This window comes from Virgibacillus sp. W0430, from assembly GCF_051846935.1.
Taxonomy (GTDB): domain Bacteria; phylum Bacillota; class Bacilli; order Bacillales; family Amphibacillaceae; genus JBPYCR01.
The window spans coordinates 1-11,918 of sequence record NZ_JBPYCS010000007.1 but is presented as its reverse complement, the minus strand read 5'-3'; the positions used below and the strand labels follow the sequence as shown (position 1 = coordinate 11,918).

Here is an 11,918-nt window from a genome sequence, read left to right as displayed (position 1 = left end):
GTGTCACTACATTACGGAAAAAATTGTACCCACTATTTTTAAATAAAGATAACTAGAAAAAAACCAAGGTAATAATTCATGCGGAAGGTGATATACATGTGCGGTGGGGAAAATATCCTCATACTTGCTTTGTTAAAGATTTTACAAATACATTCCGACGAAGAGCATCCTTTGACGCAAAAAGAGATCATCGAAATTTTAGAAAATGATTATCTTATTGATGTCGACAGGAAAACCGTAAAAGATAACATGGAAAGGTTAATCAGATTCAGTGAACAGAGCGGAGAAAAAAATATCGGATATGATATAAAAGAACGAAAGACTACTAATAAAGAGACGAGCGAAGAAACAATAACAAAAGTATTCACCAACTTTTACTACGAACATGCTTTTACCCAATCGGAGCTTCGTCTCATCATTGACAGTCTTTTATTTTCCAAATATATCCCTGATAACCAACGGAAAGAATTGATCATTAAATTAGAAAATCTTACAAGCAACTATTTCGATTCAAAATCAAAGCATATCCTTAGCTTGTCGGATAGCTACCTTAAAAATAATCAATTGTTTTACAATATTGCTATTTTAGATGAAGCGATCAGTAAAAATGTTAAAGTTACTTTCAATTATAATAATTTTAACGTGGATGAAAACGCAAAATTGATATTTGAACCACGGAAAAATGAAGATGGAAGTCCAAAAGAATATATTATCAATCCTTATCAAATGGTTGCAGCAGACGGACGTTATTACTTAATTTGTAATAATGACCGATTTGATAACATTTCCCACTATCGTGTCGATCGGATTACAAATATCGGATTACTTGAAACAAATCGAAAATCTTTCAAAGCAATCAGTGGAGATAAACATGGGCTCGATTTAAAGAAATATATGGACGAGCACATTTATATGTTTTCGGGAGAGTCTGTCAGAGTTTCATTAAGATTAAAAAAGTATGCATTAAATGAATTCATTGGCTTTTTCAATCCAGAAAATATTCGTTTTTCTGATCAAACGGAAGATGAAGTGACTGCTAGAGTAAGAGTGAACCAGATGGCGATGCGAAATTGGGCATTACGATACGCACTTCAAGTAAAAGTGTTATCTCCCAAAAGTTTGGTGGAAGAAATAAGAAGCGATATCGAACAAGCGTGGAAAAACTATCAATGATTATACCATTCAGCGTTTAGAAAACCTCAAAAAATCTAGTAGTTTACGCGCGTAAGGCTTCATTTTATTTTTAGTAAAACTCATTTCTATTTTAGGAGCGATATTTTGAAAACTAGATATTTGACAAAATCACGATTTAAGCTAGGAATGGAGTGTCCGACGAAGCTTTTTTATGCCGGAAAAAAGGAATATGCGAACGAACAACTGGATGATCCGTTTTTAGAAGCTTTGGCAGAAGGCGGAATACAAGTTGGCGAACTAGCCAAAGCCTATTACCCTGGTGGACACAAAGTTGCGAGTCTCGATTATCATGCCGCTTTAAAAGAAACACAGGAACTTCTAATGCAAGAAAACTGCATCATTTATGAAGCGGCGATCAACTATGAAAATCTTTTCATTCGTGTAGATATCCTCGTAAAAGAGGGAAATGCCATTAAAATCATTGAAGTCAAATCGAAATCCGCAGCGCTTTTAAAGCATACATTGACAGATGAAACCATCCATCCACTATTCCAATATGAAAAAGGCAAAAAGAAGGGTGAAATAAGAAACCCATGGAAACCGTATGTATATGATATCTCGTTTCAAAACTATGTGGCAGAACATGCACTTCCAGAATATAAAATTTCACCTTATTTAATGTTGATTGATAAACAAGCAATATGTCCGACGAATGGATTAAACCAAAAATTCAAACTGAGAAAAGATGGGAAAAGTCATCGGTATTCTGTTCTAACGGAAGAGCTATCAAAAGAAGATTTATCCGTGCAATTGGTCGTTCCCATAGATATGAAAAACCTTTGCCACCAAGTAATCTATGAAAATACATATCCCTTTGAAGGTACGATGATCCCTTTTCCGGAATTGATAAAAAACTTTGCTGCACATTATGAAGCAGATCACCGGATGGAAGCGGCAATAAGCAGCAAATGTAAGCATTGTGAATTTAAAGCAAGTGAAGCGCAATTGCAAGAAGGGTTAAAAAGTGGCTATCACTAATGTTTTAAGAGCTATTTAAATTGGAAAGATGAGGATTTCGCGGAAGATAATATTTTCAGTTTATGGAACTTTAGAAATACCGATGAATTAATTAAACAAGGGAAAATAAAATTTTCAAATATAAACAAAGCAGATATCGGCTATGAGGAATCCAATCAGCTAGGACTATCGAATACACAAAGACAGTGGTTGCAAATTAAGAAATCACGGGAAAGGGATCGGACGATATATTTGGACAAACAAGGGCTTGAAAGTGAAATGAAAAAATGGACATTTCCCCTTCATTTTATCGACTTTGAAACAGCAACACCCGTCATTCCATTTAATAAGGGACGGAGACCGAATCAACTCATCGCTTTCCAATTTTCCCATCATATCGTACATGAGGATGGAACCATTGAACATAAAAGTCAATTTTTGCATACAGAGATCGGAGTCAACCCGAATTATGCGTTTATTCGAGCGCTGCATAAAGCTCTTGGAAATGATGAAGGAACGATATTTCGTTACTCATATCATGAAAACACCGTGTTAAATACTATTTATGATGAATTGACAGCCGATGAAGCTTTCATAGAGGATAAAGAAGAACTATGCGACTTTATCCGTTCCATTACGCAGCATAGATCCAATAATGAATCGATAAAAGGTCCAAGAAACATGGTCGACCTCCTGGAACTTGTGAAAAAATACTATTACGACCCATATATGAAAGGTTCAAATTCTATTAAAGTAGTGCTTCCAGCCGTATTAAACAGTTCCAATCATTTACAAGAAAAGTATTCCAAACCGATTTATGGTGCTGATGACGGGATTAAAAGTTTAAATTTTAAAAATGAAACATGGATTGAATTTGATAACGGAAAAGTTGCCGATCCTTATAAGCGTCTACCAAAACTATTCGAAGGTATTTCGGATGCAGATTTAGAACTAATCAACATTCATGCCGAATTGAATAATGGTAGTGCAGCTAGTGTAGCTTACGAAAGACTACAGATGGAAGATTCGCCATATCAAATAAGAGAGGAAATAGAGAAGGGACTATTAAAATATTGCGAGCTTGATACGTTAGCGATGGTTCTGATTTATGAAGCATGGATGGATATGATTAAAAAAGATTAGCTTTACCTTCATTTTTATACAGGAAAAAAGAATTGAACATTCCCAGCCCAAGATATGCGAAAATCATTTAGATGATCGCATATCTTATTTTCTTGCCCACTAAAATAAGAGTAAAATTACTAACATCATTTACTTATGATACGGTTCTCCGTTCGTCATTCACTGGTAAAACATCGCCAAAAAAAATTGAAGGTGGTGGGGGAGGTGTATCCCCCTCCTCAAACCATAATGTTATTGCCTTGATAGTCTTCCTATCAGGATTTAATTCTATCTTTTTTATAATAGAACGCATTAGCACCTTACGGGTTTTATTATCTGCTATTTCGTATAACCCATCAAAATCCTTTAATGCAGCCATTATTAAATCCTTATTAATATTTAATGAAGTTGAATGATTTCTTATATAAATTTCATACTCTTCCACTCTCTTTTCTAAACTTTCCCTTTCGCCAACCGTTTGTTCTAACATTAAATTATAATTGTTTTCTTTCTTTTCATTTTTTTCCTTAATTGCCTGTCTTGCTCTTAATAATAGATTTGCCTCTTCTTCCAATTTCTCTTTTAATTCCTTCTTTATAAATTCAAGTTCCTTACTATAATTCCGAATATCTTCACTACGTTTCTCCTCAATATTTTGACATACACCATCAATGATATTTGGTGAATCAATTAGACCTTTAATCTTTCGAATAACTTTCTTTTCAATATCTTCTTTAACAACTAAATTTGAGTTACATGCTGCTAAACCCCGTTGATGGAAGTTTTGACATTGATAGTATAAATAATAACTATTCTCCGATTTCTTTGTTTTTGACATTACCATTCCTTTACCACATTGAGGACACTTCAATATTCCTGATAATACAAACTCACCTTCAAAATTACTTGTCGTCCTCGTGTGCTTCTTTTGTTCTTCAGCAATAATTCGAACTCTCTCCCATAGATCTCTATCGATAATTGCTTCATGTTCTCCCTTTACTAACTCTACATTTTCCTGCTTACCACTTCTTCGTTTTTCACTCCAATTCCTATGTTTCCCCCATCGGATAAAGCCAGCATATGTAGGATTATCAAGTATGGTCTTGATGGAATTAATTCCAAATGGATTTCCCTTTTTTGTTTTAAAACCTTTAGTGTTTATATGGTTTACGATACTTTTATAACCATGACCTAATGACCTTAACTCAAATATTTCTTTGATTATGTTACTTTCGTTCTCGTTAATCACTAGATTTCCGTCAATTGTATCGTAACCTAGAATTTTCCCACCATTCCATTTTCCCTTTTCAGCCCTTTTCTGCATACCACTTCCAACTCTTTCAATAATTTGAGTTCTCTCGTACTCTGCAAAAGTACCTAATAGCGAAATGAACATATAACCATTGGCTGTAGAACTGTCAATATCACAAGTACTAATAAGTAATTTTTTATCAAAGGGTTTTAAGTAATTATTAATTAAACTTAGAACCTGCTCATTATTTCTAGAGAGCCTATCTACCTTCCATACAGCAATAGCATCAAATTTATCTAAATTTCTTATTAGCCTCTGTATGTTTGGGCGATCAAAATTCTTTCCTGAATATCCATCATCGATGAATACTTCTATTTTTTTATATCCTTTTCTTTCTAAATAAACTTTTAACTGTTCGACTTGGGATTCTAAAGAGAAACCTTTAACTTGTTCATCTAGAGAAACCCTTGCATAGATTGCAGCACTATTAAACATTGCTATCTCCCCTTTCCATTGTTAAGCACTTATAAAGTCGCTTTTCGTATCTATAGTCTTTTTTTGTACTCTCTCCCATAAATCTTGGTTAATTATAGGGGCATGATTTCCCTCTACAAATTGGATATTCGCATTCGAGTTACTATATAGTTTTTCATCTGATAGATTGTCTCTAATTAAACCAGCATAAATAGGATTTTTAAGTATAGTTCTTATAGAGTTACTTACAAAAGAATTCCCCTGCTTTGTCTTATAGCCTTTGTTATTCAGATATTCTGCAATACTTTTATAGGTGTTCATATCACTTCTTAGTTCAAAAATTTCTTTAACTATCATACTTTCCTTCTCATTAATTGTAAGCCTACCATTAAGTAAGTCGTATCCTAGCATAACTCTACCATTCCACTTACCCAAACTTGCCCTTCTCTTAAGTCCATGCCTAATACTTTCATTCCTCTGCGTCCATTCATACTTCCTAAAAGTGTTTATTAAAGAAAGAAATATGTAACCAGTTGGAGTTGAACTATCAACATCACAGGTACTTACCAATAACTTTTTGTTTAATGGTTCTAAATTGTTATTAATAAGTAAAATAACCTCATCATAATTCCTTGAGATCCTGTCTATGTTCGTCACAGCAATGGCTTCAAATTCTCCTAATTCACTCATAAGTCTTTTGAAACCGGGCCTAGAAAGGGAATTTCCTGTATAACCATCATCAACAAATACTTCAATTTTTTTATAGCCTTTATTATTTAAGTATGATCTTAAATGTTCAACCTGAATTTCAATATTAAATCCCTTTGCTTGCTCCACTGTAGCAACACGGGCGTAAATTGCAGCCTTTTTTGTCATTATTATTTCCCCTTTCTTTTTAGGCATATGAAGAATCATATTTCTTTCTTGTGTTCAAAATTTGTACTCTATTCCTTAACTCTTGCCCAATAATAGGTGGATATTTTCCAATTATAAACTGAGTATTTACAATCACTTCTATAGTCTCGTTTAATTTATCATCTGTAATTTCACCAGCATAATTAGGCTTATTGAGTACGTTTCTCATGGTAAGATTATTTTTCCGTTCCAAAATTCTTACGAATTCCTCCCTTGTACCTACGCGCATGTAGACAGCAGCAACAGCATTCATTTTTCCCATATTCTTCTCCCTTTCTTTTATACAATATTTAATGGGTATATCTATTTGATACTTTCGATCCTTGATGAATAAGTAGTTCTTGGACCTTATCCCATACCTCAGATGGGACAATCCCTTGATGGCTAAATGCAACAATAACCGTTTTGTTATCTTTCACATCGTCATAAAACAAATTACCAGTATAAAAGTAATTTTTAAGCATTGAACTAATCTCCATTGCGTTAAATCTGTGCTTATTCTCTGGAAATAAATCAGAATTATTTATCCCTTCAGTAACCTTTATTACAGATTGATATTTTATAAACAATCTAAATATCTCTCGAACCAACATAGCCTCATCTTCATTAACTTTTACTTGATCATCATTCTCTAATTTGTAACCAAACGGTACCTTTCTCGACATAATACCCCTCCATATCTTTCTATGTTATATTCTGCACCTTAACTTTATTGAAGATTCTGTGAATTGAGGTGGCAATATAGCCACCTTTTTTATTTAGATTTCTGTTCTGCATATGCTTTTACAAGTCGGGCTAATGTTTCAATCAGTTCTTTCTTTTTTAGTTCTTCCGTGGTCGGCAAAACTAATTCCTTGGATTTTGTAAGTATTGTCATGACGTAGCACCTCCCGTAATGCCTCCCTGCAACTTTTTGTATTTTAATTACTACTTCAAAACCGCTTTAATCTTTCATGGTTTTAGCAAACCAGATTTCTAAAGAGGAAATAAGTCATATCCAAAGTTTTTGTTCTGGATTGTAATAGAGCATTAGACTGTAAAGTACCTGTTGAAAATTCACCATTTTACTTGAAGTTATGTTTTCATAAACAAATTCGATTTTCTTTCCATTCTCGTGGGCAATCCTTACGGTCTTATGTAGGTCAACCAAGTCACTAAATACACCTACACTAAAAATCTGATATTCTTGGATGTCATTTCTTTTAAAAACATTCTCTAACTCTTCATTTGATGGATTTTCTAAATAGAGGTAGTTGTAAGATCCCCAATTAAGTGTCGAAAAACGCTCTCTTTGCATTTCTAATTCACTGTTAGAACCAAATAATAAAGTAACAATCCTTTTCTTCTTATCTTCATTTTCCATTTTATCTCCCCCATAATTCATTGAATTTTATAATGACAATCCTTAATACCCATTAAAGCACGTTCCAATTTTTACAAGAATCTCTCCAATAGGATACATTTCTTCCGAATTAATACCCTCTTCATCAATATGATAGTGGGCACCGTTTCCAAGCACCACTTCCGAGAACCACCAAAAGTCCTCCAAATCATCAAAGACCTCTACACTTGAAACATACACATCTTTGTAATCGTTGTTTCGTAGTACTTCCTCCACACCATCTAAGTCCATAATAGGATAATACTCAAAGCGTTCCCCTAATTGTCTTTCTAAGGGAGAAAAACGATCCACTAATTCATCCATTGCTTCGTAACCGAATGCAAATACTACTTTTTTATTTCCCAATGATAACTCTCCTTTCACATTAGATTTTGTTAATTTTCTGCAAGTGGCTCTGAGACTACTAATGTTTCTTTTCCTAACCATTGTTTTTTTAATAATTCAGGTTTAATTATGTAATCCTCATCAATAACTCTAAATCTGACATTCTTTCTAATAAATTGATTAAGAATCTTATCATTTGCAACTAGTTTTGGTGATATTATTAACACCGTTGACCCTTTCCTCAGTTTTGAAAAATATTCTCTTAAGCGGTTGTTTTCATAAGTTGAAATACCACGTGCGCTTCTTAAAATTAGATCATGTTTATCAGCAAAAGAAAGGGCGATTGTTAAATACATTAGAAATTCTTTATCTGCTTCCATTCGTTTTCCTTTGATTGACTCTGGCAATAAGGTGAAAAATGTTACTTCTTCCATAAATCATCATCTCCTTTAATGGTTTTATAGTTTTATATGGCTATTAATCACAGATCAATTAATTAACTAGTGAAATTTATTCGCAGCCATATTTACTTAAAATAATTTGAGCAGTTCTGGCATTTTAACTAGACGATTCGGCGTTAAAATCTCCACATTGTTTTCCAACAAACATGTGATTATTTCATTCCTCGAAGATTGATTACCTCCCAGAGACTTTTTACTTTTAATAATTACTCTCTTCAACTGCTCATCTAATGCCATAGTAATTAGCACATGCCGATTACACCTAATTCCAGAGTGATCAACTATGATGTAATCCCACTGACGACACTTTTCATTCTGGGAACAGAATTCTTGTAAGTATTGTCCATGCTTTATAATTCTTTCAGAAAGTTCTATTCCACTCGGCTCGTACACGTAAATTATTGTTTTATTCATACGACTAACTCCTTTACAATTGTTTCCACTATCCAAATCCAACTCTATAAAGAGTGCACGAAAATCAACTAAATTTTTCCATTAAAAAAAGTCCCCTCCTTTTCGTTACAAAATAAAAAAGAGCAAATAATCTTATACAAACATTCAATCGTAATTGAATACCTAAGAGGCACACTTAATACTTGGATAAGCCTGTGTAAACAGATATATACACTTATCCAAATGGGATGTATTAAAGTATATTTGTATAATTTTACTTGCTCTTTCGATTCTGTAATAAAAAGAAAGAGACTTAAATATATAAAAAGTATATAAAAATCTTGTAAAACTTTTTAAAGCATGTATATTTATATTGCGTATTTAATATACTACCATATGATTTTCTGCTTGTAAAGCAAATTTTATATTTTTTTAAGAGAAGGCCCCTAGGAAGCCTTCTCCCTCATATATGAAAGTATATTAAATATATTATATAAACATTGTATAACGTACTTGAGGAAAAATAAACAGATTTGCAAGTGGAGCAAGAAAATTGCCTGAGAGAATTAAATACCTACGAATCGGTGGAAGTACCCTATTAGTAATAATAATACAATTCCTATACACAAAAGTATATCGAGCCATGAAATAAGTTTCCCTTTCTCAACATTATTTTCATAATCTATTTTTGCCTTAACATATCCTCTGAGTACACAATACCAAGCGTATCCCCCAAACATAAGAAATAGAAACATATAAACATAAGATAGTATATTACCAATAAGAAATGACATTACCCAAATTAAAAAAGCATATAAAATTAACTTATAGCAAAATACCCTTAATACAAATCCTATCGGGAGACCCTTTTCTAACTCTGGTTTTTCTACGTAGTAACTAATGGTAAATATAATATTAAAAACTATTCCTCCAAGAAAAAATAAGAAAAAGGAATTAAAGAAAAATTCCCCAGTAGGAGTTTCGAAAAATATCCACACCATAGGTAAAAAGATAATAGTATAGAGAAAAGAAAAAAAACACATTAGTATTAATAAGGCCAATTTATGACAGCCCTTATCAACTATTAGACCCAATATCGCCACTCCCTTTCACACGTAAAATTATTCATTAATAACTGTTAATAAACCAACTCTATGTTATGCAAATGGTATTCATATCGTTTAATCTGCGACATCCCTATGTAGAAGTACCACCTTTAACGATCAAGAAATTCCATCCTTTTTTAAGGCAACCTTTACTAATGTAAAAGCCTGATAATCTGTTAGTTTTTTTATCTTTTTAAACATGGAATCTAAATTACCGTTCCATTTTATATCTACCATTTCATTAAGGTAATGATTAATGTTATCTATGATAATGTCATTGAAGGGAATTCCAAGAGGTGTTTCAGTCTTATTCCAAGTTTCTCTGACTAAGTCAATTTCACTTTCTAAAAACAGGGAGCGTATTCTTTTTTCTGATCTTGCTTCATTTTTGACTGCTGCATTAAGTTTTTTATTAATGAACTCTATCTGTTCCTTCGTATATCCTTCAAATTGATTATCCATTTATTAGTGCCTCCCTTCTGGTTCTTATGAATTCTCTTTTATGTAATGCTACAGAGATAGGGCAGTGATGTGTCCACGTCGCTATGGAGATCTATGTTTTTTTTGACAATGCTATATTCAAGCCCATATTTAATACATAAATTCGATAACCTCTTGAAGTTTTCCCAGTTACCCAATTCTTCGTAATCGTAAAGAATTACACGATCTACCTTGCTACAATCCATTGACTTGAAGTAGATTTCAAGTATATTAAGGTCAACCATTAAGTGCATCTCTAGTTTCTTATTAAAACATTTTGCATGTTCTTCCAGTCTCTTTTTTACTTCTGGATACTTTTCTCCATCAAATGTTATGCCAAAGTACATTCCCATAATTATCATCCTCCAAGTTGATTTGATGATAACTATAGCGCGAATCTAATCATCTTCAAGTATTTATCTTTAATTGATCGATAAACGAATTTTAATGAAGAACAAGTGGGCTTTAATACAATTGCAGGTTTTAACTACATATTAGAAACTGCACCTTATGTTTGGAATAGCCAAAATTGAACCTTTTGTAAATGTGGTGTATTCTGCTAAATTACGGGGAATTCGGGGGAAATAAAGGTTTACGATTAAATGTCGACTTAAATCTAATTCCTTCTAGTTCTTTCTTTTTATTTATTTTTTTCAATTTATTTCTCCTATATTAGGTATTTTTTTTATTTTTTTCATCTGTACTTAGTATTACCGAAGAGATTTGGGTTGGAAAAGAGTAATGTGGCGGCTAATAACTTTTCTCATTAATAATTATTAGCAATAATTATAATTGTTGTATTGGTTATAATCGTTAATACTCTTAATAACTATAAAAAACACTTATACTGATTAAAATTTAAACAATGATTAATAATGAATATTAAAAGAGCGCTCATTTATCTGAACGCTCAATTTAAAACTCTGTCTTTTTCAATGCATCTTTTAACTCCCGAATGGAGGGAGTTACATATATCCTTGTAGTATCAACACTACTGTGTCCAGCAAGTTCTGCAATAGATTGAATATCTACACCCTGCTGTGCTAACTGTTTGCAATATGTATGTCGGAGCGAGTGAGGGGTAATCTCTATTCCTAGTTGCCTACTATATTTCTTAAAAATATGCTGTATGGCTCTTGTAGTTATATAATTGCTTTTGCTGCTCACTAGCAAATAGTCGGATTGTTGATCACGCACCTTTAGCCAGTTATCTATTGCTTCCTTAGTATTTTCAGTCATAGGTACAATTCTGTATTTATCGCCCTTGCCGTTAATTCGTAAAATCGATCTTTGAACATCTATATCTGCTAACTTAACATCACACATTTCCTGTACACGAAGTCCTAAATTTACTGCTAAATAGACTATTGTTTGATGGAGTACTCCCTTTTTATAATTTTGCTGTTTTTCCAATTCTATAGCATGTAATAACTTACCAACTTCTTTTCTCGTTAGCCAACGTATGTTATTCTGTCTCTGAACCTTTTTGATTTTAATGTTATTTGCAAGATTAATATAAGTTGAACCAATAGTTACAAGAAATTCAGACCATTTCATTAAAGTTATTAATCTCCTATTTATTGTAGAAGGGGCAATTGTGGAGTCAGACTTGAGATGACGTTCATAATCCTTTAAATCCGTAGATGTGAGAATAGATATTAAATGAGGTGGTTCATATCTTTGCTGTATCCATTTGAAAAAATAGTTTAGATCCTGACTGTAACTTTTAATTGTGTTTAAACTCTTGTCATTCTCAAGAAGATAAATTTTAAATCTCTCAATTGATTGTGAAATTGTGACTGGAGCGGTGTTCATAATAATCCTCCCTGCTATGTTAT

General features: G+C 32.7%; 15 protein-coding genes. 3 read left to right on the top strand and 12 right to left on the bottom strand.

Translation table 11 applies throughout. The features are described 5' to 3' along the window. Positions 1-96 precede the first annotated feature (96 nt). The 3 genes from ACLIBH_RS05420 (at position 97) to ACLIBH_RS05410 (ending at position 3,294) form a co-directional block, all read left to right on the top strand. A complete protein-coding gene (locus ACLIBH_RS05420) occupies positions 97-1,173 on the top strand; it encodes a helix-turn-helix transcriptional regulator (protein WP_439315683.1) in 1,077 nt (358 codons plus the stop codon). A 105-nt stretch (positions 1,174-1,278) separates the two neighbouring features. Beyond that, positions 1,279-2,172, top strand: a complete 894-nt coding sequence (locus tag ACLIBH_RS05415) for a hypothetical protein (RefSeq protein WP_439315682.1) — start codon at positions 1,279-1,281, stop codon at positions 2,170-2,172. 231 nt (positions 2,173-2,403) lie between these two features. Next, positions 2,404-3,294: a DUF2779 domain-containing protein gene (locus ACLIBH_RS05410; RefSeq protein WP_439315681.1), complete on the top strand. Its 891-nt coding sequence runs from the start codon at positions 2,404-2,406 to the stop codon at positions 3,292-3,294. Between the two features lie 133 nt (positions 3,295-3,427). On the opposite strand, the gene ACLIBH_RS05405 is transcribed toward ACLIBH_RS05410, so the two are convergent. From ACLIBH_RS05405 to ACLIBH_RS05350, 12 genes are all read right to left on the bottom strand, one after another. Then, complete coding sequence (locus tag ACLIBH_RS05405) at positions 3,428-5,020, bottom strand: recombinase family protein (protein ID WP_439315680.1); 1,593 nt, start codon at positions 5,018-5,020, stop codon at positions 3,428-3,430. Positions 5,021-5,041: 21 nt separating this feature from the next. Beyond that, complete coding sequence (locus ACLIBH_RS05400) at positions 5,042-5,875, bottom strand: recombinase family protein (RefSeq protein ID WP_439315679.1); 834 nt, start codon at positions 5,873-5,875, stop codon at positions 5,042-5,044. Positions 5,876-5,894: 19 nt separating this feature from the next. After that, entirely contained in the window at positions 5,895-6,176 is a 282-nt protein-coding gene (locus tag ACLIBH_RS05395) for a hypothetical protein (protein ID WP_439315678.1), read from the bottom strand. A 28-nt stretch (positions 6,177-6,204) separates the two neighbouring features. Continuing rightward, entirely contained in the window at positions 6,205-6,579 is a 375-nt protein-coding gene (locus ACLIBH_RS05390; protein WP_439315677.1) for a recombinase family protein, read from the bottom strand. An 89-nt stretch (positions 6,580-6,668) separates the two neighbouring features. Beyond that, on the bottom strand, positions 6,669-6,791 hold the full coding sequence (locus ACLIBH_RS05385; RefSeq protein WP_439315676.1) for a hypothetical protein: 123 nt from the start codon (positions 6,789-6,791) through the stop codon (positions 6,669-6,671). Between the two features lie 114 nt (positions 6,792-6,905). After that, complete coding sequence (locus tag ACLIBH_RS05380) at positions 6,906-7,277, bottom strand: hypothetical protein (protein WP_439315675.1); 372 nt, start codon at positions 7,275-7,277, stop codon at positions 6,906-6,908. Between the two features lie 42 nt (positions 7,278-7,319). Further along, the gene (locus tag ACLIBH_RS05375) at positions 7,320-7,661 is read right to left on the bottom strand and encodes a hypothetical protein (RefSeq protein WP_439315674.1); all 342 of its coding nucleotides are present in this window, start codon (positions 7,659-7,661) and stop codon (positions 7,320-7,322) included. A 29-nt stretch (positions 7,662-7,690) separates the two neighbouring features. Further along, complete coding sequence (locus tag ACLIBH_RS05370; protein WP_439315673.1) at positions 7,691-8,074, bottom strand: hypothetical protein; 384 nt, start codon at positions 8,072-8,074, stop codon at positions 7,691-7,693. Positions 8,075-8,170: 96 nt separating this feature from the next. Continuing rightward, positions 8,171-8,515 carry a hypothetical protein gene (locus ACLIBH_RS05365; RefSeq protein ID WP_439315672.1) on the bottom strand — a complete coding sequence of 115 codons (345 nt, stop codon included), beginning with the start codon at positions 8,513-8,515 and terminating at the stop codon, positions 8,171-8,173. 1,202 nt (positions 8,516-9,717) lie between these two features. Then, positions 9,718-10,062, bottom strand: a complete 345-nt coding sequence (locus tag ACLIBH_RS05360) for a hypothetical protein (protein ID WP_439315671.1) — start codon at positions 10,060-10,062, stop codon at positions 9,718-9,720. 38 nt (positions 10,063-10,100) lie between these two features. After that, the gene (locus tag ACLIBH_RS05355) at positions 10,101-10,433 is read right to left on the bottom strand and encodes a hypothetical protein (protein WP_439315670.1); all 333 of its coding nucleotides are present in this window, start codon (positions 10,431-10,433) and stop codon (positions 10,101-10,103) included. A 562-nt stretch (positions 10,434-10,995) separates the two neighbouring features. Further along, positions 10,996-11,918 (bottom strand): tyrosine-type recombinase/integrase (locus tag ACLIBH_RS05350; protein ID WP_439315669.1); only part of this gene is annotated, 923 nt, incomplete at its 5' end.